Origin of the sequence: Pseudomonas sp. RGM 3321, from assembly GCF_022836805.1 — a bacterium.
In the GTDB taxonomy this organism is placed as follows: domain Bacteria; phylum Pseudomonadota; class Gammaproteobacteria; order Pseudomonadales; family Pseudomonadaceae; genus Aquipseudomonas.
In genome coordinates this window covers 24,052-48,661 of sequence record NZ_JALHBH010000093.1, presented here as the reverse complement: position 1 = coordinate 48,661, position 24,610 = coordinate 24,052, and the positions used below count along the sequence as shown (strand labels likewise).

Genomic DNA, 24,610 nt, shown 5'->3' with positions numbered 1-24,610 from the left:
AGAATGTTTCAAGTCGGCCGATAGCTGTTCCAGACTTCCAGGAGACTGTTATGACTACTATCAATACCTCTACGCTGAACAGTTACACAAGCTCGTTGACGCTAGCGGTCAAACCTACTGACGCTGAAACCGCCAAGGCCGCTACTGCTGCTGCCACCACGACTACTGAAACAGAGAAGAGCTCTGATCAGGCGTCAACTGACGGTGGCAAGGCCGGTGCGGCGGGTGGCGGCGGCAGCGTGGGTGGCTCCAGCGAGTCGTCTCTCAATCAGACTATCGAGCAAATAAAGCAGCAGATCAAGGACGCTCAGAAACAACTCGCCGAGCAGAAAGCGCAGTTGGCTGCCGCACAAAGCAGCAAAGGCACGGCGGAAGAAAAGGCGCAGAAATCCATGGCGATTCAGGGTCAGATAGCGAGCACCAGTGCCAATCTGCAGACCTTGCAGGCCTCGTTGTTGCAATTGGAGACTGAAGGTGGCGTGAACACCACTGCGTGATCTCTCCCGCCGAGCGTCCGAAGTGACGCTCATCATGCCCACGCACGGTGTTGCGTGGGCATTCAGCTGCGTCCGCCCAGATCAGGCGGCTCAGCGTCCGGCGTTGCCTGTCACTCGTTCACGTTCATGAACTTGCGGGCCCACTCTACGTAGTCTTCAGGCTGTGTATAGGTGTGGGTCAGTTCGGTTGCGCTCATGTTCGACTCGCTGCCCAGAATCTGGCGTTGTTCGCGCAAGCAGTCGTAGGTGGCCTTGATTGCGGCAAAGTACGCGGCGTGGCCATGTACGCAGACTCTCACGCCCATCTCGGCAAGACGCGCATTGTCGTGCAACTCAGGGTTGCCGTAGGTCACCAGCATCAGCGGTACGGTCACGCCTTCGGATATCTGTGCCAAGTGATCAAAGTCACGAATGCCGACGATGGTAATGCCGTCAGCCCCGGCAGCCTGATACTGCTGAACCCGACTGATGGCTTCCTGAACCGGAATGATCGCCGCATTGGTGCGAGCGAAAATCGACATCTCCGGGTCGACACGTGCCTCCAGTGCTGCGCGGATCTTGCCAACACCTTCTGCAGTGGAAATCAGGTCCGTGGATTTGCGTCCGAACTGCGCCGGCAGCAGGGTATCTTCAATCGTCAGTGCAGAAATACCGGCGCGTTCCAGTTCGACAACGGTGCGCATGACGTTAAGGGCATTGCCATAACCATGGTCTGCGTCCGCGATGACCGGGAGCTGTGCGACACGGCCGATGCGCGTGGCCTGTTCAACGAATTCGCTCAGGGTGATCAGGGCGAAGTCAGGGGCTGCCAGGACTTGCAGCGACGCCACGGAGCCGCCGAGGATGCCTACTTCAAAGCCCAGATCCGCTGCAATTCGCGCTGACATGGGGTCGAACACCGAGGCTGTGTGAAAGCAAGCGTTCGACGAGGTGAGCGCACGGAAGCTACGGCGCAAATCTTGATGGGAAGCCTTGGGCATAATCGCTCCAAATGTGATTGGATCAGCTCAGCGTACCGAGGCCGATGGTAATTTCAATGCACGGTGGGTCTGCCCGAGCATTCTTTTCGTCCGGAAATCAATGCAATAGTCGTCTTGGTTTTATAGGAAAGGTGTAGCTGGCAGGTAAGTCCGGAAGGGTATCGTCAGCATATGAATTGCTGTTGGATATTTGCCCGTCCTGAAATAAAGGCAGCATGCTACCACAGCATAAATGAAAAAGATTATGCCGAAACAGGCAGGGTCATGCGTGGAATGCAAGACGCTGGCGGGGAGGGGAGTCGCGCGCTTGGTTTGCGTAAGGATGGCGAACTGGTGTCCGCCATCCTTACTGTAGACTCAGGCGGCCTTGGCGTGGGTCTGGCTCAGCGAGCGGTTCAGTGCGCTGAACAGTGCACGGAAACTGGCGGTGGTAATGTTTTCATCAATACCCACGCCATGAACGGCGCGCTCGCCATTCACGCGCAGTTCGATGTAGGCAGCGGCCTTGGCCGTGGTGCCCGAACCAATGGCGTGCTCGTTGTAGTCCATGATCTCCACAGCAACTGGCAGACCGGCGACCAGTGCTTCCAGAGCGCCTTTGCCCTTGCCGCGCCAATGCTGGGTTTCACCGTCCACATGCACTTCGGCATCGACCGCGCTGTTGCCGTTCTCTTCCTGCAACTTGTGGCTGATCAGCGCGTAAGGTGTGTTGGCTTGCAGGTATTCACGGCGCAGCAGCGAATGAATCTGCTGAGCGGTCATCTCCAGGCCCAGACGATCGGTCTCACCCTGAACCACCTGGCTGAACTCGATCTGCATGCGGCGTGGCAGGGAAATGCCATATTCCTGTTCCAGCAGGTAAGTGATGCCGCCTTTGCCCGACTGGCTGTTGACGCGAATAACCGCCTCGTAGCTACGGCCAATGTCGGCGGGGTCAATCGGCAGATAAGGCACTTCCCACAACTCGCCGTCCTTCTGCTGGGTGAAACCCTTGCGGATCGCATCCTGGTGCGAGCCGGAGAACGCGGTGTGAACCAGGTCGCCAACGTACGGGTGGCGTGGGTGCACCGGGATCTGGTTGCACTCTTCGACGACCTTACGCACACCGTCGATATCCGAGAAGTCCAGCTCCGGGTCGATGCCCTGGGTGTAAAGGTTCAGGGCCACGGTGACCAGATCGACGTTGCCGGTCCGCTCGCCGTTACCGAACAGGCAACCTTCGACGCGATCCGCACCGGCCATCAGGCCCAGCTCGGTAGCGGCAACGCCCGTACCACGGTCGTTGTGGGTATGCAGGCTGATCAGCACGCTGTCGCGGCGGGTAATATTGCGGCCAAACCATTCGATCTGGTCGGCGTAAATATTGGGTGTCGCCACTTCCACGGTGGCCGGGAGGTTGAGGATCACCTTGTTCTCGGGCGTCGGGTTCCACACCTCGATCACTGCATCGCAGACTTCCTTGGCGAATTCCAGCTCGGTCGCGCTGAAGGTTTCCGGCGAGTACTCGAAGGTCCACTGGGTTTCAGGCTGTTGTGCAGCGTATTTTACGAACAGCTTGGCCGCATTGACCGCGATCTCTTTCACCCCGGCCTTGTCCTGATTGAAGACGATGCGGCGGAACGACGGGCTGGTCGCGTTATACAAGTGGACAATGGCCTTTTTCGCGCCGCGCAGCGATTCGAAGGTGCGGGCGATCAGGTCTTCGCGAGCTTGGGTCAGCACCTGAATGGTGGTGTCATCCGGGATGTGGCCGTCTTCGATCAGGGTGCGGACGAAGTCGAAGTCAGTCTGCGAAGCCGATGGAAAGGATGCCTCGATTTCCTTGACGCCAACGCTGACCAGGGTTTTCCAGAAGCGCATTTTCTTGGCCGCGTCCATTGGTTCGATCAGCGACTGGTTGCCGTCGCGCAGGTCGGAGCTGCACCAGATCGGCGCTGCATCGATGGTCTTCGAAGGCCAGGTGCGGTCAGGCAGATCAATGGTCGGGAACGCACGGTACTTCTTCGAAGGGTCTTTGAGCATGGTCATCAGGAAATCCTTTTGTATTCACGGGGCCGGGGTTGGGCGGCCTGCCGTTCTGGATAGATAGCACAGGGAATTGCGAACACAGGGACGAGGCACAGCATGCTAGCCAGGCAGTCGGGCGCTGACCAGGCTGAGGCACCGGTGTTGGCGCAACAGAATAAGGGTTTGAGAGGTTTTCATGAGGCCAACCGTAACCATTGGGATGAATGATGGCAAGCACTTGAAAAAGATTGGGATAAATTCTCGAAAATACGCCTTTATTGATTTTTTATAGCGGTTTCTGAGCGTTTATTTGCTGGTTGTTGTTGGTCAAAAGCGATGCGCGCAAGTGAGGGTTTGCGTGAGCGAGCGCCGTAACGCTCACTCATCAACATGCTTACGGCTGAAACGCGCCGATGAAGATTGCCGGGTCCACGCGCGCATCGTTGAGGCTGACGTTCCAGTGCATGTGCGGGCCGGTTGCGCGACCGGTGGCACCGACCTTGCCAACCACGCCGCCGCGTGGGACCAGATCACCGACTTTCACGTCGATTTTCGACATGTGGCAAAACATGCTGATGAAGCCTTGGCCGTGGTCAACGAATACGGTGTTGCCATTGAAAAAGTAATTACCGGTCAGAATGACCTTACCTGCTGCCGGAGATTTGATCGGCGTGCCGGCCGGTACAGCGAAATCCAGTCCTGAGTGCGGGTTGCGTTCTTCGCCGTTGAAGAACCTGCGTACGCCAAACTTGCTCGATAGCGGGCCGTTGACCGGCTTGTCCAGAATCAGGTTGCTCGGCGTTCCGGGGCTGAAACTGCGGTAGGCGCGTAGCTGTTCAGCCAGTTCGCCCTCGATACGCTTGTTGTCTTCAGGGTTTGGGTTCACCTGACGTTTGTTCTTGAGCGTGATGTGCTGTTCCGGGTATTTCTTGCTGCCGACCGTGAAGTTCAGCATGCGCCCGCCCGAGGTCACTTGTTGAGTGCCGGGTTTGACCGTCAACGGGATGCCGACGATGGCCAGCCATCGCGCGCCCTGTTCCTTGATCACCAACACTGGTTTTCCTTGATAGGTGGCGGTCGGTGCCTGAGCACCCGTGCCCAGATCGATAACCGCCACGCCGCCGGGTACCGGCTTGTCGAGTGCGCGGGTGATGAAGCTGTCGGCGTGGGCGGGCACACACAGGAGCAGGGCGAACAGCGGGGCAATAAAACGTAGCATCAGGCAGTCAGTCCAGAAGGGAAAGGGTCACAGGCGTGAGGTGATTGTCTTCGACGCGTACTTGCAGTTCGCCTTCGCCGAGCCTGGCGGTAAGTCGCTGGCCCGTTCGGGTTTGTGCTGCATTACGGATCGCGTGGCCCCGCTCGTCGAGCAGAATGCTGTAGCCGCGCCCCAGCGTGGCGAGCGGGCTGACCACGTTGAGGGTCTGCATCTGGCTTTGCAGTTGCAGCTTGCGCGCCTTGATCTGTTCACGAATGGCTCTCGGCAGGCGCTCGGCCAGGGCATCCAGACGCTGACGCAAAAAGGCCAGAGTCCGGCCTGGATGCTGGGCAGCGAGACGGCTCTGCATGTGGGCGAGACGCACCTGACGTTGGTGCATGTTTTGTTCGAGAGCGCGGCGCAGGCGCATGTCCAGGTCATCCAGCCTTTGCGACTGCTGACGCAAGCGCTCGCCAGGATGACGCAGACGCCGCGAAATGCCCTCAAGACGCAGGCGCTCGCGCATCAGTCGATCCTGCATGCGGTTCACCAGTCGTCGGTGCAGGCTGTCGACGCGTCGATGCAGGTCACTGGAGTCAGGGGCGAGCAGTTCGGCGGCAGCGGAGGGCGTCGGTGCGCGCACGTCGGCGACAAAGTCGCTGATGGACACATCGGTTTCATGCCCGACAGCGCTGACAATCGGCGTAACGCACGCGTCGATGGCGCGGGCGACGGCTTCTTCGTTGAAGCACCACAGGTCCTCCAGCGAGCCGCCGCCACGGGCCAGGATCAGCGCATCGAAGCCTCTGCTGTCAGCCAGTTTCAGCGCACGGACAATCTGGTTGATAGCCTCACGGCCCTGAACGGCGGTGGGGATCAATGTCAGCTCGACCCTAGGTGCGCGGCGGCGGAACACACTAATTATGTCGCGGATTACCGCGCCGGTCGGCGAGCTGATGATGCCGACACGTTGCGGATGCAACGGCAAGGCAATCTTGCGCTCGGCGCTGAACAGGCCTTCGTCGCTGAGCTTGGCTTTCAGTGCATCGAACGCCAGGCGCAACGCACCATCACCGGCAGGTTCCACCGTATCGAGAATTAACTGATAGTCGCCGCGGCCCTCGAACAGCGAGACCTTACCGCGCACCTTGACCTGCAAACCGTCCTTGAGCGCCTGACGCACCCGCGCCGCGCTCTGTCGGAACAAGGCGCAGCGTACCTGCGCGCCAGAGTCCTTCAGCGTGAAGTACACATGGCCCGACGCCGGGCGCGAGAGATTGGATATCTCGCCTTCGACCCAGATACTGCTGAACACGTCCTCCAGCAACACCCGCGCACGGCCGTTGAGCTGGCTGACAGTAAGGACTTCCCGGTCGAGGCCGAGTCTTGCGAAAGGGTCTTTGATCATGTCGGGCATCATAATGGCAATGCCGGTCTGGCGCACAGGTCTGTCTCGTCGGTAAAGGCAGGATTGCTTCTTGACCTGAATGGCCAGCCCATTAAGCTGCGGCCTCGAACAGCTTTAAGCGACGCTCCGTTATGAACACCCAAAGCATCATCGTCCCGCAAATCTCTACCTTTCCCGGGCACGAGGCCAGGGCGCGGCTGATCCTGCGCTGGCTGGTAAAGCTAAATGTGGTCGAGCCAGAGCTGACCACGTGCGGACGCACCTATAACAAGATGGCCTACGCGGTGGCATCGGGAGCGAAGCGAGTGGTCAAGAATCCCGATGCTCTGCCGTTCGGGCAGGTCGTCAACGGCCTGGAAATCGTCACCAAACGCTGCATCTATACCCCTCTGAACGACTTCGCCGAAGAGGCCGGTTGCCCGGAGTGTCGCCGTGAAGTGGGGGAGGCGCTGTTCGACAGCCTGGAAGACTGGATGCCCGGTCACACCGATAATTTCACCTGCCCCGAATGCCGCCACGAAGATGACATCAACGGCTTTCTTTTTCTCGACGCCTGCGGGTTCTCCAACCTCGGTTTCATCTTCAATAACTGGCTGGATGCGTCGTTCACGCAGACCTTTCTGGATGACTTCGCCGAACGTCTGGATCGCCCGGTCTCCTGCGTTAATGTGCTTCTATAAACAGCTTTGATAATAGGCTGAGGTTTACATTGAGCCGGGCGGGGTCTGTGGGTATAATGGCGCGCTTCCAATTTCCCGCCCGGGAGCCCCCGCGATGCTGCGTATCAGTCAAGAAGCCCTTACATTCGACGACATTCTCCTTGTGCCCGGTTATTCCGAGGTACTCCCTAACGAAGTCAGTCTGAAAACCCGTTTGACCCGTGGCATCGAGCTGAATATACCTTTGGTCTCTGCTGCAATGGATACAGTCACCGAGGCCCGTCTGGCAATTGCCATGGCCCAGGAAGGCGGTATCGGTATCATCCACAAGAACATGACCATCGAGCAGCAAGCTGCCGAAGTGCGCAAGGTCAAGAAGTTCGAGGCCGGTGTCGTCAAGGACCCGATCACGATCGAAGCCGACGCCACTGTTCGCGATCTGTTCGAACTCACCCGCATGCACAACATTTCCGGCGTACCGGTCCTGCACAATGGCGACCTGGTCGGCATCGTGACGTCCCGCGACGTACGCTTCGAAAACCGTCTTGATGTCCCTGTCCGCGAAGTGATGACGCCCAAAGAGCGTCTGGTCACCGTGCGCGAAGGCGCCGACAAGAACGAAGTGCGCGAACTGCTGCACAAGCACCGTCTTGAAAAAGTCCTGATCGTGGATGCCAATTTCGCGCTCAAGGGCATGATGACCGTCAAGGACATCGAAAAAGCCAAGGCTTACCCGCTGGCCAGCAAGGACGATCAGGCTCGCCTGCGTGTCGGCGCTGCAGTCGGTACCGGCAAGGACACCGGCGAGCGCGTCACCGCACTGGTCGCGGCTGGCGTTGACGTTGTTGTCGTCGACACCGCTCACGGTCACTCCAAAGGCGTGATCGACCGCGTCCGCTGGGTCAAGGAAAACTTCCCTCAGGTGCAGGTCATCGGCGGCAACATCGCCACTGGCGAAGCAGCCAGGGCACTGGTTGCCGCAGGCGCCGATGCAGTCAAGGTCGGTATCGGCCCGGGCTCCATCTGCACCACGCGTATCGTTGCCGGTGTCGGCGTGCCGCAGATCAGCGCCATCGCCAACGTCTCCGCTGCCCTTGAAGGCACTGGCGTGCCGATGATCGCCGACGGCGGTATCCGCTTCTCCGGTGACCTGTCCAAGGCCATCGTGGCTGGCGCCTCCTGCGTGATGATGGGCTCGATGTTCGCCGGTACTGAAGAAGCGCCAGGCGAGATCGAACTGTTCCAGGGCCGTTCCTACAAGGCCTATCGCGGCATGGGCTCGCTGGGTGCGATGTCCCAGGCGCAAGGCTCTTCCGATCGCTACTTCCAGGATTCGTCCGCCGGTGCCGAGAAGCTGGTGCCGGAAGGTATCGAAGGCCGTGTGGCCTATAAAGGTCCGCTGTCGGCCATCATCCATCAGTTGATGGGCGGCCTGCGTTCCTCCATGGGTTACACCGGCAGTGCCGATATCGAGCAAATGCGCACCAAGCCCGAGTTCGTTCGCATCACCGGTGCCGGTATGGCTGAATCCCACGTCCATGACGTGCAGATCACCAAGGAAGCGCCGAACTATCGCGTCGGCTAAAGCCTCCAGCTTCAAGCCCCAAGCAATCAGCTACAAGCGGTAGTTACGCAAGTGTAACTACCGCATTGATTCCGACAACTTGCCGCTTGCAGCGTATAGCTTGCAGCTGCTCAGAGAGTTTCCATGGCCCTCGACATTCACGCCCACCGTATCCTGATCCTCGACTTCGGTTCCCAGTACACCCAGCTGATCGCCCGCCGCGTGCGCGAAATCGGCGTGTATTGCGAGCTGCATCCGTTTGACATGGACGACGAAGCGATTCGCGAATTCGCTCCAAAAGGCGTGATCCTCGCCGGCGGCCCCGAGTCCGTACACGAAGCCGACAGCCCGCGCTGCCCGCAAGCGGTATTTGACCTGGGTGTGCCGGTTTTCGGTATCTGCTACGGCATGCAGACCATGGCCGAGCAGTTGGGCGGCAAGGTTGCCGGTTCCGAGCTGCGCGAGTTCGGCTACGCCCGCGTTGACGTAGTCGGCAAAAGCCGTCTGCTCGATGGTATCGAAGACCATATCGACGCCGACGGCCTGTTTGGCCTCGACGTATGGATGAGTCACGGTGACAAGGTCACCAAACTGCCGGAAAACTTCCACATTCTGGCCAGCACCCCGAGCTGCCCGATTGCCGGTATGGCTGACGACGCTCGCGGTTACTACGGCGTGCAGTTCCACCCGGAAGTGACCCACACCAAGCAGGGCGGTCGCATCCTGTCGCGCTTCATCCTCGACATCTGCGGCTGTGAAGCACTGTGGACCCCTTCGAAGATTGCTGAAGACGCTATCGCTCAGGTTCGCGCTCAGGTGGGTACTGACAACGTGTTGCTGGGCCTGTCCGGCGGCGTTGACTCTTCTGTCGTTGCCGCGTTGCTGCACAAGGCCATCGGCGATCAACTGACCTGCGTATTCGTCGACAACGGCTTGCTGCGTCTGCATGAAGGCGAGCAAGTGATGGCCATGTTCGCCGAGAACATGGGCGTCAAGGTGATCCGCGCCAACGCCGAAGAGCAGTTCCTGAACAACCTGGCAGGCGAGAGCGATCCAGAGAAGAAGCGCAAGATCATCGGCCGTACCTTCATCGACGTATTCGATGCCGAGTCCTGCAAGCTGGACAACATCAAGTACCTGGCGCAAGGCACCATCTACCCGGACGTCATCGAGTCGGCTGGCGCGAAAAGCGGCAAGGCCCACGTCATCAAGTCGCACCACAACGTGGGCGGCCTGCCGGAAGAAATGAACCTCAAGCTGGTCGAGCCACTGCGCGAGCTGTTCAAGGACGAAGTCCGCCGCCTGGGCCTCGAACTCGGCCTGCCCTACGACATGGTCTACCGCCACCCATTCCCAGGCCCAGGCCTGGGCGTGCGCATCCTCGGCGAAGTGAAGAAGGAATACGCCGACCTCCTGCGTCGTGCCGACCACATCTTCATCGAAGAACTGCGCAAGGCCGACTGGTACCACAAGGTCAGCCAGGCGTTCGTCGTGTTCCAGCCGGTCAAATCAGTCGGCGTCGTCGGCGACGGCCGCCGCTACGCCTGGGTCGTTGCGCTACGCGCTGTCGAAACCATCGACTTCATGACCGCTCGCTGGGCCCACCTGCCTTATGAGTTGCTGGAGACAGTGAGCGGCCGGATCATCAATGAGATCGAAGGGATTTCGCGGGTGACTTATGACGTGTCGAGCAAGCCGCCGGCTACTATTGAGTGGGAATGATTGGGTTGCCGGGATTTTCCGGTACCTGCTAGCGAAAATCCCCTGGAGCCCGCGTGATTGCGGGCTTTTGGTTTTTTGGGTCTGGCAGATACAGGCAGCTTCGTGCATCGCCAAGCACCGTGTTTATGTGGCATGGTACGGGGCACTGACTGAGCCAACTGCCATGCTTGGTGCTCGATACCATGTCGCCCTAGTAGAGGTGGGCATGGTATCAAATCTCATGATCAGCCCGTTTTCATTGGGTTTTATCGTGGTGCATGAGTGCTTTTCTGAGCATGGTATTTTTTCCATGGGATCCATTAACTGCCATGCTGACCGATACCAAGCTGCGTAACCTCAAACCTCAAGAAAATCTCTACAAGGTGAACGACCGCGACGGGCTGTACGTGGCCGTCACTGCTGCCGGTTACATCTCATTTCGTTACAACTACTCAATCAATGGTCGTCAGGAGACCATCACGTTCGGTCGTTATGGCGTGGGTGGCATCACACTTGCGGAAGCCAGAGAGCGCCTGGGCGAGGCTAAAAAGATGGTTTCGGCGGGTAAGTCACCTGCCAAAGAGAAAGCCCGTGCCAAGGCACGCACAAAAGGGGCAGAGACGTTTGATGCGTGGGCTGAGAAATGGCTGCGTGGGTATCAGATGGCTGACTCAACCCGGGACATGCGCCGATCGGTTTACGAGCGCGAGCTAAAGCCGCACTTCGGTAATCAGAAACTGGTGGAAATCAATCATGAGGATCTGCGGACGCTGACAGATGCAATTGTGGTGCGTGGAGCTCCAGCCACGGCCGTGCACTCCCGCGAGATTGTGATGCAGGTGTTCCGATGGGCGATAGAGCGTGGCCAGAAGGTTGAGAATCCGGCTGATCTGGTGCGTCCTGCAAGCATCGCTAAATTCGAGCCACGTGATCGCGCTCTAGGGCCTGACGAAATCGCGTTGATGTATCAGTACCTGGACCGCATCGGCACTGCCTCATCCGTGAGAGTCGCCGCTAAGCTGCTGTTGCTGACCATGGTTCGCAAAAGTGAATTGACCAACGCTACTTGGAACGAAATCAATTTCAGCGAAGCCCTGTGGACCATTCCGAAAGAGCGGATGAAGCGGCGCAATCCCCATTTGGTGTTCTTATCTCAGCAGGCGCTGGATTTTTTCATTGCTTTGAAGACGTTTGCCGGTGGTTCAGATTACGTCTTTCCCTCTCGCTACGATTCCGATTTGCCAATGAGCACCGCGACGATCAATCAGGTGCTGACGCTGACTTATCGGCTTGCGCAAAAAGAGGGGCAGCCACTGAGTAAGTTCGGACCGCATGATTTGAGGCGCACAGCGAGCACACTGCTGCATGAGGCGGGTTACAACTCAGACTGGATAGAGAAGTGCCTTGCACACGAGCAGAAGGGCGTACGGGCCGTTTACAACAAGGCTGAATACCGTGATCAGCGTCGGGCGATGTTGCAAGATTGGGCGGATATGATTGATGAATGGACGCGCAAAAAAACGCGCTCAGAAAGTTGATTTCGTTTTTCGTAATGGGATAAGCGAGCGCTGATCTATTTTGTTCTATCAAGAAACCCACATTTGTGGGTTTTTTTCTGTCCGGAAACTACCCGTTTGTGGGACACATTTTTCCTGACGTCTTTGACGAAAAAAACTTCTGAAAGAACAACGACATCGCGTTGTCTTTCTGTCCCGAAACTATACGTTTGTAGGACAGTAAGTTGCTGATTCTGAAGGGAATAAATCCATAAATATCTGTGGAATGCTCTGGAAATATGGGGCAATAATCGAACCTCAAATGCGACAAAGCGAGGAGTTCGGTGTGGAAAAAGAATTGAGGAAGTCGTGCAAAGTGCTAATCAGCAAAAAGCAATTGCTGGCAATGATTCCTTTGTGTGAGCGGACGATTTATAACTTCGAAAAGCAGGGGAAATTCCCTCGTCGTATTACCGTTAGCAGCCGGAAGGTCGTTTGGGATTTGGAAGAGGTCGAGACATGGATTGATACGTGCAGGCAATCCGGCCCGGCCAGGCGTCCCGGAATGGGAGCTTGAGTTGTGGCGATTGACTTACGGGCAGCATTCGAGAACGAACCGCCCATACTGGACTTCATATGGCCCGGCTTCCTCGCTGGCACAGTGGGAGCACTGGTAGCTCCCGGAGCTACAGGGAAGAGCTTCTGGGCGTTGGAAGCGGCGATGGCTATCGCATGCAGCGTCGCCGGCGGTGATCTTGTAGGGCTTGCGCCTTCATGCGCTGGTCGAGTGGTCTATTTCGCCGGAGAAGACCCGGAAGTCGCGTTGGTGCGCCGCATACATGCCATAGGCCAGCACTTAAATCAGCAGGCACGCGAGGCCATCGCGAAGAACCTCGTCCTTGAGTCGATCATGGGCAAACGACTAAACGTCATGGATGATCGGCATCTTGCCCGTATCACCGAGTTTTGCATCGGTGCCCGGTTGATCGTACTGGATACACTTAGCCGGATCCACGACCGTGACGAGAACAGCAACGGCGACATGTCTCGGCTTGTCGCCACGCTTGAGCACGTTGCGGCCAGCACCGGAGCATCGGTGCTTTACCTTCATCATGTCAGTAAAGGCAGCGCTCGCGAGGGTCAAGTCGATCAGCAGCAGGCAGCGCGGGGCGCATCAGCTCTAATCGATAACGCCCGTTGGTGCGGCTTCGTGGCCAAGATGACAGAGGAAGAGGCAAAGCGACTGAGTGATCGCACCTATGAGCGACAGGCCATTGGCAACGATAGGCGCAAGTTTTTTGTTCGTTTCGGTGTTAGCAAGCAGAACTACGACGCCACCCCGCTCGACCAATGGTACCAGCGCCAGGAAGGCGGCGTTCTTGTGCCGGTTGAGTTGGCGGAAGTGAAGAAAGGTAGCCCGCTGCAAGCCGTAAACGGAAGTGACGATGAGCGGTGGTAACGCCGTGGTCCCCACCAGTTCTATCGCACAGGCCAGAGTGATGCTTTATCAGCCTAGCCAGCGCCCGCGACTGCGGGAGGGTAATTGGGCAGAAACATCATTTGGGCGCTGCCGCGTGACAGGCAGACTAGGGCAGAGGCACGCGGACATACTGGAAGCTGTTCTGTACTGCGCAGAACGTCGACGGTCTGTCTCAGATGGTGGCGTAGAACTTCTGGTAGATCCCGCGCGTGTGAGAAAGACACTTTCCGATAGCCGCTACAGCTTCACACAGATTGAAAAGCTGCTCGCCGAATTGCGAGCCGCAACGATCACCATTGAAACGCCGCAATTTGATTTTCCAATCATCGGCGGATTGATTGACCACGTCATCCCTTCACCCATGACACGTCCCGATCCTCTGACAGGAGGAGCCCGGAACCTATGGCGGGTGCGGCTCGGAATTGCGCTTGTAATGCTCCTTGAGCATGATCTGAGTCTCTACTACGACCCAGCTCCCATTGCGCGCCTCCAGCACGGCATAAGCCAAGCGGTAGCTCGGCACGTTTTGAGCCACAAAGTTGTGCCTACAGGCGGTTGGTATCTAGACACCGTTATCGTGGCGGTAGCCGGACAAGCCTCAAGTCAGGACATGCGCAATGCGCGGCGAAGGCTCAAGGAGGAAGCTGAAGATCTAAGGGGAATTGGGCTTGTACTTGATGGTGATCGCATCAAGAAAAGCAGTGCTTGCAGCAGCTGAAGCGTGCCATACCCGCCCGATGGCGTGTCACAGCCGCCCGGTAGCGCGTCACAACCGCCCGAAACGTGCCACACCCGCCCGGGATTAGCAGGATCTTCAGGATATTCAGCTCCTGCGCGGCGCAGCCCGCGCTTAGGCGCGGTCTGAAGCGCCGTTTGGCCTACGGCCGATGAGCACCAAAATTGAAGAGCACCGAGATGGGGATATCCGTTATGGCCGCGATAAGGCTGCAGTAGCTGCTGGGGCGACTGTTCAGAACACAGGGATCAGGAAACAGATACTGATGTGATGCGGGTTGACCGGTAGGCTTGCGGACTTGGGAGACCAACAGGGGAGAGGCAGTGGGAAGCAATTGCATAATTGCATTCCGTCTGACCACCCGTTTGCGTTACGTCTAACCAAGGGGCTCAGATTCGCCTGTCGCACTGTGTGTCTATGGCAGGAAGACGTCGTCCCTTTGTAGTCGTTCGACTACTCGTCGAAACCGAAGCCGATTCAGCAGTTGGTTGGCAACCTATCGCGGTAGAGGTCGACGACCAATTTATTCGGATGACATCCTATATCAGAATGGCTATGCTGAATTTTTACAGAAATATCAGCCGCAATTGTAGAGGGATCTATGTCAAAGGCTCAACGCCCCGTTGAAATGGGCAATCTTGTATGCAAGTTTGGCTCAAAAAACCTGCTCGATTACTTCGGAGAAGTTGTTCATCCAGCTTTTTTTGATAAAACCCTTGTCAGGAAGTACTCGGACACTAAGTATTTCTTCAGTAAGGTGAAGCTGATTACAGTTGATGGAAGGGTGTTGCTAGTTGGTAGATTTATAAAAGATATGATCCTTGAGCGAGAGCAGATATATACCCCTTCAAAAGGTCTGACGGAAGATCATGAAGAACTTCAATCCTCTCCATCATCTATCTTTGTTTTGGTTTTAGATATACATCGACTAATATTTTTGAAAGAAACCAAATATGCTCCCACGTTAGAGAACTTTAAGTCTACTATCGAGAGCTTCATAAAAATCAAACATAAGAATTACATTGAACATCTTTGGGAGGAAAGCAAGCTCTCAGACAAGAAAGTGACAAAAAAACAATTGCTTCTCGATCATTTTCCTCCTACGCTGGATATTATTCCTCTAACATCAGCCCGTAGTGTTGAAGAATTTGTCCAGCAATATGAAATATTAAGTTCAGTTTCCTATGTTTTTTCTGATCGTAACGATGAACAGGACAATGAGGGTTTTTTTCGCGCGGTGCAGAAGCAGAAAGATGATGTGGGTAGTAAAGCTACCACCGTAAAACATTCAAACTCACTTGGGCTTGATAAGGATTCTGTTATTGATGAGGTTCAGGCAGCTACGGCCCAGGGGAATCAGAAGGTGGTTATGGTAGGGAAAGACTCGTCAGGAACACAGTTGAGGGGGGATAATACCGATTTTCAATTAAAAGCCGCTATTGAGGTTTCGAGCTATACACCTTCAAGAGTTGCCAGGAAAATGTTTGCAAAGTTTCTTCAGCTTGTCGGTGACGGCCTGATACAGGTTGGCACGCCCACTAAGTCGGCACTTGCGAAGCTAGAACCTTATAGGGAAGACCGTAATGACCAATGACGAGCTATCAACCAAATCGTTGACGGAAGAAAAAAATCTCTGGGCTATTTATTTAAAAGCGCGGAGAATTTCTTTTAACTCTTTCAATTTTTGGTCTACGGCGCTTGTATTGGTACTTGTGATTGCGCAGTACTGTGTGCTTGATATTACGCTTGATGAAAAACTTAAAGTTGTTAGAGAGTTTTCGTTAGTCGCTATGGGAGTTGTAGTATCCGTGCTGGGATTTATCTTGGCTGGATTCACGATTTTTGCGACGATTAGCCAGCCCGATATGTTTGTTTCAATGTCAAAACATCGCCATGAAGTTTCAGGGCTATCATATTTGAAACATAATTTCTTTATATTTATGCGTGTGTTTATATATTACTTGATTTATACGGTTTTTTGTTTGTTGGTTATAGTCTTTGGTGTTAAGGGAGGTTTGGTCCATAAGATAATCATTCTATCTCCTATTTCATGCAAGATAAGCGAGTGGCTCGTAGGCTTGGCGTACGTGGTTTTGTATGCGGGGCTTTTCTTCCTATTAGTGCAGCTTAAATCTTTTATCTTCAATGTGTATCATTCGGTAATGACTGCAATCAGGTGGAAGGCCCTTCAATAAACGTCACTAGACTGTCTTGTGGCGTTCTATGATTTCGGTGAGCCTGATGCTGATCAGCAGTGCGGAAAACATGCGGTTTTATGAGCGGCTGGCAAATAAAACCCCACACTCGGGTGGGGTCATCTAAGTAATGCTTCATTTTTCAGCGGTTGTCAGGGTTCTCTCGCTTTTGTATTTCCTGCGCGGCGTGGATGGCCGTCAAAACCTGCTGGTTCAAGTTAGCGTTAGTCTTGCTACCCAATAAAGGCATGCGATTCAGAGCCTGTGCCCCTACAAACATGCGATATGAAGCGGACATTGCGAGCGGGCTAACGCGAAGCTGCAACGCCGTGTACTGCCGATCCAGCTTATCTAGCTGCGGCCCGTAACCTTTGCTTCGCAGCCATCGGCCGAGTGCCCACATGCCTAAGGCGAACGTAAAGGCGAATACTACGAATCCAGCGAACATCAGAAAGCCCATCATGATTATTTCTCCGTTTTTTCGTTGTTGAAGGCCGTACCCGGCACACTCAGCGAGGCTAGGCGACCATTAGGAGGGCTTGCGTCTGAGGCTGGACGGATCACGTTGGAGTCCCCCTGCCCGGAATCAGCGGCTAAAGCTCCATCGCTGTTTATCGGCGCCGAATTGACCTCGCTATCTGAAGGTGGGGTTGATCCAGCACCAAGGGACAGGCCATGCGCATTCTCCATGCCCGGTACAGCCATTGAAGCCATCACCCCAAGCACCTTTGCACCTCCGTTCGCCGCTTGAGAAAGGGCATTTCCAGAGCCTTCAGCACCCCTTTTTGGTGTCTCTTGCTGTTTGTCTTTGTCGTCTTTGTCTTGCATTGGTGTTCCAGCCTGCTTGGCGGCCTGCTGTACGCCGCTGTTAGATTGCTGGGCAGGGCTAGGCCTCGCATTAGCCGTACTGCCCCCTACGCTCGATCCTGCTGATTTAGAGCCCTTGAGGACCGCGCCGCCACCAGTGCTGGCACCTACTCCAGAGGATGCGGTATTGCCCATTGACGCTACTGCACCGGTGCCGGAGTTTGCCGCACCGGCAAAGCTGGAGTTGATAGCGCCAGCCAATCCTCCGCTACCGGCAGCCCCTGCGGCACTAGCACCACTACTGGCAGCGCCAAGCGCACCAGCGGCGGCGGGCGCAGCGGCACCGGCCGTGGCGATGGTGGCGACTGCGGCAGCAGCACCGGCCGCACCGGCCGCAGCCATTCCGCCGAGGGCCGAACCGCCGCCCATAGACGTGCCGCTTATCATCCCACCAATCAGTTCGGGAATAGTCTTGGTCAGATAGGCGCATACCAGAGCTAAACCTGCCAAAGTCATCAGAGATGCTTCGTCATTGGTATAAGCCGCTAACCAGGACTTCGCCGATGTGACAATAATTCCTACGATCAATGTTAAGACGAACAGCTTGGCACCTACGGCAACAACGAAGCGGAGTGGTGCAATTGCAAAGTCGCGTGTCCATTGCGAACCACCGAAACCGAAGAAAAGCACGGAGGCATTGATGATGACGTACGACTCTACAAGCGTCACAAACATGAATGCCGCAATAAAGGCGAAGCACAGTAAAACCAAGCAACCAACTAGCGCGATAAGGACTGCTTTACCCGGAGAAAAAAGTGATATTCCCTCCACGATGGTGCGTGAGAAGTTGACGGCCACCGCGAACATATCACCGGGCTGAAGCGCACGGCCCAGACCGCTAGCCGTGCCCGCTGCTTGTCGGAAGCTGTCCACTACGGCTGTCGCCCATGGAACGGAATGCTCAATGACTGCGTAGAAAAAGCCAATGACCATGAAGAAGCGGATCAGCTCGCCGACAACTTCGCCTAAGTCAGCTTGTTTCATCACTAAAGGCATGAATGTCCAAACCAATTGGATGAGAGCGAGAGACGCCAGCAATTTGATTGCATACCCCTGTAGCCGTGGTGACCATTCACTTGCGGCTTGATAAAGCATCCGCAAAAGCCCGTTCATTTCATTGCTTTGAGTTACGTCTCCTGCCGCCATCGCGCTACCGGCCGAAAGCAAGAGTGTTGCACTGACGAGTGCTAGAAATGTTGAGCGCTGCATAGTTAGAAATCCTCAGACGGGCCCCAGTTGTTTTTCCGGGCTTCAAAGTTTTTATCCGTGTCTGATTGCATCGAACGTTCAGTAGCCACGCAATCGGTGCGGATAGAGACAATAAATCCGGACAGAACAGCACCGCTAAGAGCAGAGACGATGCATAACCCAGCGATCAGATTTTTAGATATGAACATAGTTAGAAATCCTCGGAGGGCCCCCAGTTGTTTCTACGAGCCTCGAACTTTTGCTCGGCGGCTTCGCTAGCAGCATTTCGGTCGCCCTGCTGAGCCATATAGTTACCTTGCATATTTATTTGCGTAGCCAGTAGATCACGCAGTTTTTGCAACTGCTGCACGTTCTGGGAGGCTATCTCGTTGCCTGCCTGAATGGCTTGCATCCGGCCCACGGCCGACTGTGAGCGAGCCACCATGTGATCGAGCTGGGTATCCTCAGACTCGAAAGTGCTGGTATTGAGGTTGGCAGCTTCAAGGGCCGCTTTTACGCTGTCGCGGTTTTGCTCTGACCACTTTTGATAGCGCTCACGCGTCGGTACTTCCGCCGAGTTTGCAGCTTGATTTAGGTAGGACTGAAAGCCAGGAAAAGCGGTGTTGAACTGCGAGTCCATATTCTGGATCTGGCGGCCTAGGGATTGCGAACGGTTGTAGATGTTGGCCACGTTTTTAAGGTCGGCTGCTATGCTGCCGAACATTGAGCTGGGCAAGCCGGTGCCTTGAGTAACCATGTTCTGATACTGCTGAATCTGCGTTTGTAATGTCTCGGCGGTGTTCAGCGCTGTGTTGACCTGCTCGGCATATTCGAACATTTGCTGGTAAAATGTAGAGCAGTTTGCGCAGTAAATAGCGAAAGCATTTTGCCCCGTGAATAGAAAAATGATAACTACTGTTAATGATTTAAGTGATTTCCTCATTTTTATCCCCAGTGTGAGCCTGTTATGACAAATGATCGCGATTTCTTACAGTAGCGAGAGACATATCGCGTGAACTGCACATATCCAAAACTAAACCGATCCACATATTCGGTATAAAGTTTTTTTAGGGTGTGGCCAAGCAGAATTTTCGATTCTAACTCCTTTCTGACCGAGAAAAACTCGGCGCGGCCAGCTCTTCTCTTGATAGGCTTTGGGCTATCACTTTGCATCGGCTTGCCTCCCTTTGATTCTGTTGTTTTTAGCACGGATGGAAGCCTAAAAAAACACTCAATTACGAGACAGTGAAAACTAAAGAAATTTAACGCAACTATATGCAACTCAAGGAAAATTAACGCAAATTAAGGCAATTAAACGCAACGGTAGACGATTTAGTGTAATTTAAAGCAAGTGGTGGATATTGCTTTTTAAATTTATTTTAATTGCCTGCGACGAGACGGCAAGATGTGTGTTGTACGGGTACGGGCAAGCCCGTACCCATCCATCACTGTCCCTTATTCGCCTTCGGCTCAACGTATCTTGCTCTGCGAGGCGCACAGCCGCTGCCGCGTCTAAGGGCAAAAACACCGCAACACCTGGAGCACCTATGACAAGCGGCACCAAACAAAAAACCACGGCTCGCCGACGCAGCAAGCCAATCGAGGTTTGGGTCACTGACGAGGAAAAAGCGGTGATCACTGACAAGGCCAAAGAAGCTGGCATGTACCGCTCGGGCTACCTTAGCGCGCTAGGCATGAACACGCCTATCCGGTCGGTCGTTGACCTGACCGCCGTGGGGGACTTGGCCAAGGTGAGCGGGGACCTCGGGCGGGCTGCTGGTCTTTTAAAACTTTGGCTTGCAGAGAAGCGTGGAGAAGGTGCGAACCCCATTGACGTGGAAAGTGTGATGATCGAGTTTCGGAGGTTGCAGGTGGCCATAGGAATGAAGATGGGAGCCATTGTCAAAGCTCACAGGTAAGTCTCAGCTCTGAATAGCTTTTGGATTGTGCAATCCACAAAAATTTATAGCCGGTTCGCAGCCCGTCGAACTGTTCTCAGCTTGATGCCACCCGAATTGTTCCACGTATGCTATTAGTGAACTTTAGCGCATATGTCTCTAGGCGATATGGGGAGGACCAAATGAGAGATCGACCGCACAGTGAGGTTATGTCCGAGGCGCTTCGTGCAGACTCGGTATACGCGGCTGAATTGCTAACACACGTGCTACGCGACGGCAGCCCAGAAGAGCTGGTTATTTTGTTACAACAGCTAACCCTTGCGTCTGGAGTGAACGACCACACACAGCAAGACGGTGTCGACGAATCATGACACGCCTATGCTATTACATACTGAAGGATCTGCTTCTTTAGCAGCAGCATCGCGGGTCTGCTAATAGCGACTGACTAGAGCAAGATTTACGACGGACGATGCTGCTGCATAAACTACGAATTTAAAAAAATTGATTTGCGGATTTTGAGGATCTCGTTCGTGCGCGATTATAGCTTAGCGAGAGCAATAGATAGTCTTCAAAGAAAGAGATGTTGAAGCTAGGCTATTGAGTTTCAAAAGCTGCAAAAATATATCAGAGGTGTTTTGGGTGAGGTGATCTATAGTCAATATAGTTCTATAAAAGGGCAGGCGCTGAGGTAAAGTTATTGGTGTGTGTCCGACATGTGTCGGAGTCATCATGGGAGTAATAAATAGTGTTGCACTCGCATGGGTATTTAGCACTTCACCTGTAAGCACGCCTGCAACGTCAGTATGCCGTTATTCGTAGGCGGTTTTCAACTCTTTTTTCTGAAGTAATCGTTCGATTTTTATGCCCATTTCGCTCCAGTCTACGAACCAGTCATGGAGTGAGATACGCTTGTATTGCAACCTCAATTCTGTCGAGCTAGGTTTTCTACCAAATTCAGTTTCAAATGAGCGAACTATCATTCGAGATTTGAATGCCCTGTCAAGATAGGGGCAGCGAACTAGGTCTAGAAGTAAGTGAGCTGCCTCCGAGTAAACTGACGCTCGCCGAGTCGCTAATATTTCAAGCACAATGCTTTTTAGCTTCCGCTTGAGGTTGTGATAATGAGTGTTGTTCTTCATATAAAAAAGCACAGAAATTATCTGGAAATAGTTAGCTGATTGGATGTTTTTTGTTTCTTCGTTGAAGATGAAATTTGAAATGTTACTCTCTGAAACTAAATCTACATCGCCGGAAATTTCCCTTAGCGCTATCAGAAGGTTTATTACTTCCACTCCTGAGGAGACCTTATCGGCTCTCTTGTTCTTCATCGTGAAAATTATTTCGTCTTGAACTTTTTTGACTATCTCGTCGCCATAAACAGGCTTCATAAGTTTAGCGATTCTGCAACATAATATAGATATTTGGCTTACCAAAAAAGTACTTCTTACCCTGACGTCCATGGAGTATACGAAAAATGTAACGTCCATAATAACTAGCAGGAACTTTAATACGTTTTCTTGTTGGTTGTCGTCCAAGGTGGCGCTATACCCATAAACTTCATGTATCTTATTTTTTATTACTGTAAAGAAGTATCCGGTTATGGTCTCGAACTCTATTTCATTGCTTCTGACAATGGCTTTGATGTCTCTGATCAATCTATTCGCTACTACGCCTGGTCCTTTAAAATACTTTATGAATGTAATTTTCTCTTCTGGCTGATCAGTTTGGCTGTCGACGTTCTCTGCTAACGCAATATCAGGTCTCACTCCTTTTTTTGATTCGTCAAAAGTGTCGAACAGAGCTGAAAAAATATCCTGTATATCTTTTTTTGCCATAGTAATGCCAGTGAGAAATGGCGCCCTATGTCTTGATACTTTTGATTCGTTTAAATATAATTTTATTTTCTCAAGTGAGTTTTCGAATTCGGTTAGTATGTGCTCGCCAACTTTCTCATCGTTGTAAAATAAAAAGTAATCATCTACGTAACGCCTAACATCGTATTCACCTTGAAGGTGTAAGTTGGCTTGTAAAACCTTTTTATCTATGTCTTGTAATATTATTTCTGCATAAATTCTACTGAATTCCGGTCCTATGACTAATCCATCATTCCTGCCAAAGTTAGCAGATTCCATTAATTTGGAAAATTTGTTTTCAAAGTTGTGCTTCCCGAAATGCTCCTTTTGATATTTTTCACTTTTAACTGCTTCGCCTAGTCTTTTTGTAGATATGTTGTCAAAGCACTTGGAGATGTCAAACTTTAATAGTTTTTTAAACTTTTTTTCCAGTCTGTGGAATTCGTAAGAGTCGTAAAATTTATATAGAAAAGAATATTTTTTGTAAAGAAAAAATGAGCTGGCATATTTAAATTGTACAGACATCGACTCATCAACGTTAGCCTCCGCACCCTCGTCTTTTACCACGTTATCTCTCAGTAAGTTGTCAGGCTCGTAATACCAGGCTGCTACCTCTGCTGGTGCACGTAAGGTGTACTCGCTCCGAGCAGTCAGTCCACAGATCAAGCTATTGTAAGTCTTGTAAAAGTCAACAAAGTCTTGCTGGCTGGACGGATGTATAAGATGAAGTGTTCTATAGCTTGAAGCGGTTTTGACTATTTTGAATGTGAAAGGCTGCGTTTCCTTGTGGGAGTGTAATATGGTTCCCAATAGACCTGCTTCATTGGGATTGTGCGGACGTAAATAAAAACCTTCATTCGTTAAAAGAATAGGTACCTCGTATGGAAGTACCTCTGTAAGTAATACGCGTCGGTAATTCGACTTATATACTCGCTTAAGATTCGTGTCTTTGTTATTGTTTTTCATAGTCGCTTTCCCTAGCCCAGCATTTTTTTATTTCTGAGAATTCTGTTTTAGCTATTGCGTAGATTGCCCGTTGAATGAATCCTTTGTCGAAACTGATTCCTCGTGTAGCAATGCAAGCGGCGCGCATATCAGCAGCTCCGATCGCCCTGTAGATACCGCCCCTTTTTGAATGGCTCAACCTTAATAAAAACTTATCTAATTCTCTAATTTGTTCTAGGTCGGAAAGTATTTTGTTGTTGTAGTAGAAACCCGCCATTAAACCATGCGAGATATCATCATTTCTTGAAGGTTCACGGATTAAGTAATTTCCGGTGATAAATTTTAATCTGAGACATAGAAGGTTGATGTCCTTATTTTTTGCGTAGTCCAAAAATGCGAGGATGATGCGGGTCTTGATTTTTCTAATTCTATTGCGAGAGATGCGTACCTTCACCGATTTATCTGGAGTGAGGAAATGCTCGTAACCCAGAAAACTAAGTCGATCATTTCCGAGGTGTAGTTTTTTCGAACATACTTTCTTAATTTTTTTGTGATTTAGGCCTAGGTGTAGCTGTTTAAGTTTTCTTGCGATGTCACCCAGGATATTATCACTTCTGGAATGACAAAAAACCACAAAGTCATCAACGTACCTAGCGTAATAATAGACACCCTCCAATGACTGTACATATCGATCAAATTCTCTGATGTATAACTCAGAGAGAGAGGAGCTTATGCTGATGCCTCTGGGTAGGCCTTTGGCACCTGTCATGCTTACGCGTAAGAAGACTTGCCGTAAAATTTTTCTGTTATGATATGACAGTATTCTATTCGATTCTACTTTTGCGGTAATTGATTCTCTAGGGATCGATTCATAGAAGCTTTTGATGTCACCTTTTATAATTGTGAAGTGGCTAGTGTCCGAGATTAGAGAGCTAATTTGTTCTGTGATTGTATCGCGGTCTGCCTGTTTTACTTTGTATATTCTACCTAATATTTTATTAACTCTTCGTAAGCTATATACGCTCTCTAGAGACAACGCCTTAAAAATCGTCTTACCTTTCTTTTCGTAAGATGTCAGATCAATAAACTCACAGCCGTTTTCTAATATGTTCTTGGCAACAAGTTCTAGTTTCTCAAGATACTCACTTCGCTTTCTGCCTAGCTTAAATTTTACAATGTCTTTAATTGAGGTCAGTCTAAGGAAGCTTTTTCCTGTAAAGTTTTGATCTAACAAGGCGACACCTCTTTGGTTGCTAGATATATGCCTAGGAGCATCCAGCCTATGGAGGTGAAAGAAATGAACAAGTAAAAATAATAAAGTAGGCCGCGCCCGAATATACCAGCTAATAGCTCTAGTACGGGTTTTAGGATGTGTGGGCAGCTTATATTTCTTATGCTTTCGATGCTTAGATCTATTTTGCTATGATTCTCGTATTTTGAAATTATGTCAGCATATTGAGTTGCGTAGCTTTTAAAGTTTTCTGCAGATGGGGAGAAGTCTTCGTTAGTGATGTCGAATTTTAAGATTTTTTTAAAGTGATTAAGAGCCTGAGCGCAATCGTGAATTTTTTCTGCTCGTGCGCCATATTTTGCTCCTGAAACTAGGATTGATAGGGCGAGCATGACTATGGGTAGGCAATTTTGTCCTATCGTTATGATAGCCTCGCTTCGCCCTAGCTTTCCCGCATACATGGTGACTATAAATGATACAACTATCAATGCTGTCGAAGCTAAAATTAAAGCAATATTAGCTGCGCCATCTAGACTGCTCAGTCTCCTATAAGTGTTAAATCTGTAGTCGGCTGTGCAGCTAACTGACGTATATAGTTTTTCATATGCTGTTAGCTTTGTGTTAGGAATATCCCACCCCCACTTTGATTTTGTTATTTGTTCACACTTCAGCGCGCACAAAAAATTCCCCTGTGCTCAGGCGTTTTA

General features: G+C 52.4%; 20 protein-coding genes. 11 read left to right on the top strand and 9 right to left on the bottom strand.

Translation table 11 applies throughout. From position 1 onward, the window contains the following. Positions 1-50: 50 nt before the first annotated feature. Positions 51-497, top strand: coding sequence for a FlxA-like family protein (locus RGM3321_RS05210; protein ID WP_244391877.1), 447 nt, complete (start codon positions 51-53; stop codon positions 495-497). Between the two features lie 110 nt (positions 498-607). Here RGM3321_RS05210 and RGM3321_RS05205 read toward each other — a convergent pair whose 3' ends face one another. The 4 genes from RGM3321_RS05205 to xseA form a co-directional block, all read right to left on the bottom strand. After that, the gene (locus RGM3321_RS05205) at positions 608-1,477 is read right to left on the bottom strand and encodes an oxaloacetate decarboxylase (RefSeq protein WP_003314188.1); all 870 of its coding nucleotides are present in this window, start codon (positions 1,475-1,477) and stop codon (positions 608-610) included. Between the two features lie 357 nt (positions 1,478-1,834). Next, complete coding sequence (gene leuA, locus RGM3321_RS05200) at positions 1,835-3,505, bottom strand: 2-isopropylmalate synthase (protein WP_244391876.1); 1,671 nt, start codon at positions 3,503-3,505, stop codon at positions 1,835-1,837. A 373-nt stretch (positions 3,506-3,878) separates the two neighbouring features. Next, the gene (locus tag RGM3321_RS05195) at positions 3,879-4,703 is read right to left on the bottom strand and encodes a peptidoglycan DD-metalloendopeptidase family protein (protein ID WP_244391875.1); all 825 of its coding nucleotides are present in this window, start codon (positions 4,701-4,703) and stop codon (positions 3,879-3,881) included. A 7-nt stretch (positions 4,704-4,710) separates the two neighbouring features. Further along, a complete protein-coding gene (xseA, locus tag RGM3321_RS05190) occupies positions 4,711-6,090 on the bottom strand; it encodes an exodeoxyribonuclease VII large subunit (RefSeq protein WP_244391874.1) in 1,380 nt (459 codons plus the stop codon). 131 nt (positions 6,091-6,221) lie between these two features. Between xseA and RGM3321_RS05185 the strand changes: the two genes are divergently transcribed. The 9 genes from RGM3321_RS05185 (at position 6,222) to RGM3321_RS05145 (ending at position 15,921) form a co-directional block, all read left to right on the top strand. Further along, on the top strand, positions 6,222-6,770 hold the full coding sequence (locus RGM3321_RS05185) for a sugar ABC transporter ATPase (protein WP_244391873.1): 549 nt from the start codon (positions 6,222-6,224) through the stop codon (positions 6,768-6,770). A 94-nt stretch (positions 6,771-6,864) separates the two neighbouring features. Next, complete coding sequence (guaB, locus tag RGM3321_RS05180) at positions 6,865-8,334, top strand: IMP dehydrogenase (RefSeq protein ID WP_003314194.1); 1,470 nt, start codon at positions 6,865-6,867, stop codon at positions 8,332-8,334. Between the two features lie 123 nt (positions 8,335-8,457). Next, complete coding sequence (gene guaA, locus RGM3321_RS05175; protein ID WP_004406449.1) at positions 8,458-10,035, top strand: glutamine-hydrolyzing GMP synthase; 1,578 nt, start codon at positions 8,458-8,460, stop codon at positions 10,033-10,035. 308 nt (positions 10,036-10,343) lie between these two features. Next, entirely contained in the window at positions 10,344-11,552 is a 1,209-nt protein-coding gene (locus RGM3321_RS05170) for a site-specific integrase (RefSeq protein WP_159909187.1), read from the top strand. A 304-nt stretch (positions 11,553-11,856) separates the two neighbouring features. Next, a complete protein-coding gene (locus RGM3321_RS05165) occupies positions 11,857-12,087 on the top strand; it encodes an AlpA family phage regulatory protein (protein ID WP_244391872.1) in 231 nt (76 codons plus the stop codon). 3 nt (positions 12,088-12,090) lie between these two features. Continuing rightward, entirely contained in the window at positions 12,091-12,969 is an 879-nt protein-coding gene (locus tag RGM3321_RS05160) for a helicase RepA family protein (RefSeq protein ID WP_244391871.1), read from the top strand. Between the two features lie 232 nt (positions 12,970-13,201). Then, entirely contained in the window at positions 13,202-13,708 is a 507-nt protein-coding gene (locus tag RGM3321_RS05155) for a hypothetical protein (protein ID WP_225924198.1), read from the top strand. Between the two features lie 619 nt (positions 13,709-14,327). Next, entirely contained in the window at positions 14,328-15,320 is a 993-nt protein-coding gene (locus RGM3321_RS05150; protein ID WP_244391870.1) for a hypothetical protein, read from the top strand. After that, complete coding sequence (locus tag RGM3321_RS05145; RefSeq protein WP_244391869.1) at positions 15,310-15,921, top strand: hypothetical protein; 612 nt, start codon at positions 15,310-15,312, stop codon at positions 15,919-15,921. Before RGM3321_RS05150 ends, RGM3321_RS05145 begins: the two co-directional genes overlap by 11 nt. Before the next feature lie 142 nt (positions 15,922-16,063). Here RGM3321_RS05145 and RGM3321_RS05140 read toward each other — a convergent pair whose 3' ends face one another. The 3 genes from RGM3321_RS05140 to trbJ all read right to left on the bottom strand — a co-directional run bounded on the left by RGM3321_RS05140 (position 16,064) and on the right by trbJ (position 18,919). Next, positions 16,064-16,384, bottom strand: coding sequence for a hypothetical protein (locus tag RGM3321_RS05140; RefSeq protein ID WP_244391868.1), 321 nt, complete (start codon positions 16,382-16,384; stop codon positions 16,064-16,066). A gap of 2 nt (positions 16,385-16,386) precedes the next feature. Beyond that, positions 16,387-17,997 (bottom strand): P-type conjugative transfer protein TrbL, encoded by a 1,611-nt coding sequence (gene trbL, locus RGM3321_RS05135; RefSeq protein WP_244391867.1) that lies wholly within the window; start codon positions 17,995-17,997, stop codon positions 16,387-16,389. A gap of 190 nt (positions 17,998-18,187) precedes the next feature. Continuing rightward, entirely contained in the window at positions 18,188-18,919 is a 732-nt protein-coding gene (gene trbJ / locus RGM3321_RS05130) for a P-type conjugative transfer protein TrbJ (protein WP_244391866.1), read from the bottom strand. Between the two features lie 604 nt (positions 18,920-19,523). On the opposite strand from trbJ, the gene RGM3321_RS05125 reads away from it, so the two are divergent. Next, a complete protein-coding gene (locus RGM3321_RS05125) occupies positions 19,524-19,895 on the top strand; it encodes a CopG family transcriptional regulator (RefSeq protein WP_244391865.1) in 372 nt (123 codons plus the stop codon). 788 nt (positions 19,896-20,683) lie between these two features. On the opposite strand, the gene drt3b is transcribed toward RGM3321_RS05125, so the two are convergent. Both drt3b and drt3a read right to left on the bottom strand, forming a co-directional pair. Beyond that, the gene (drt3b, locus tag RGM3321_RS05115) at positions 20,684-22,693 is read right to left on the bottom strand and encodes an antiviral reverse transcriptase Drt3b (protein WP_244391863.1); all 2,010 of its coding nucleotides are present in this window, start codon (positions 22,691-22,693) and stop codon (positions 20,684-20,686) included. Continuing rightward, entirely contained in the window at positions 22,680-23,906 is a 1,227-nt protein-coding gene (drt3a, locus tag RGM3321_RS05110; RefSeq protein WP_244391862.1) for an antiviral reverse transcriptase Drt3a, read from the bottom strand. The genes drt3b and drt3a overlap by 14 nt, the downstream gene beginning before the upstream one ends. Positions 23,907-24,610: the final 704 nt, after the last annotated feature.

Excerpts from the sequence above, each read along its gene's own strand:
- RGM3321_RS05210 (WP_244391877.1), top strand. The coding sequence starts at position 51 with ATGACTACTATCAATACCTCTACGCTGAACAGTTACACAAGCTCGTTG.
- RGM3321_RS05205 (WP_003314188.1), bottom strand. The coding sequence starts at position 1,477 with ATGCCCAAGGCTTCCCATCAAGATTTGCGCCGTAGCTTCCGTGCGCTC.
- leuA (WP_244391876.1), bottom strand. The coding sequence starts at position 3,505 with ATGACCATGCTCAAAGACCCTTCGAAGAAGTACCGTGCGTTCCCGACC.
- RGM3321_RS05195 (WP_244391875.1), bottom strand. The coding sequence starts at position 4,703 with ATGCTACGTTTTATTGCCCCGCTGTTCGCCCTGCTCCTGTGTGTGCCC.
- xseA (WP_244391874.1), bottom strand. The coding sequence starts at position 6,090 with ATGATCAAAGACCCTTTCGCAAGACTCGGCCTCGACCGGGAAGTCCTT.
- RGM3321_RS05185 (WP_244391873.1), top strand. The coding sequence starts at position 6,222 with ATGAACACCCAAAGCATCATCGTCCCGCAAATCTCTACCTTTCCCGGG.
- guaB (WP_003314194.1), top strand. The coding sequence starts at position 6,865 with ATGCTGCGTATCAGTCAAGAAGCCCTTACATTCGACGACATTCTCCTT.
- guaA (WP_004406449.1), top strand. The coding sequence starts at position 8,458 with ATGGCCCTCGACATTCACGCCCACCGTATCCTGATCCTCGACTTCGGT.
- RGM3321_RS05170 (WP_159909187.1), top strand. The coding sequence starts at position 10,344 with ATGCTGACCGATACCAAGCTGCGTAACCTCAAACCTCAAGAAAATCTC.
- RGM3321_RS05150 (WP_244391870.1), top strand. The coding sequence starts at position 14,328 with ATGTCAAAGGCTCAACGCCCCGTTGAAATGGGCAATCTTGTATGCAAG.
- RGM3321_RS05145 (WP_244391869.1), top strand. The coding sequence starts at position 15,310 with ATGACCAATGACGAGCTATCAACCAAATCGTTGACGGAAGAAAAAAAT.
- RGM3321_RS05140 (WP_244391868.1), bottom strand. The coding sequence starts at position 16,384 with ATGATGGGCTTTCTGATGTTCGCTGGATTCGTAGTATTCGCCTTTACG.
- trbL (WP_244391867.1), bottom strand. The coding sequence starts at position 17,997 with ATGCAGCGCTCAACATTTCTAGCACTCGTCAGTGCAACACTCTTGCTT.
- trbJ (WP_244391866.1), bottom strand. The coding sequence starts at position 18,919 with ATGAGGAAATCACTTAAATCATTAACAGTAGTTATCATTTTTCTATTC.
- RGM3321_RS05125 (WP_244391865.1), top strand. The coding sequence starts at position 19,524 with ATGACAAGCGGCACCAAACAAAAAACCACGGCTCGCCGACGCAGCAAG.
- drt3b (WP_244391863.1), bottom strand. The coding sequence starts at position 22,693 with ATGAAAAACAATAACAAAGACACGAATCTTAAGCGAGTATATAAGTCG.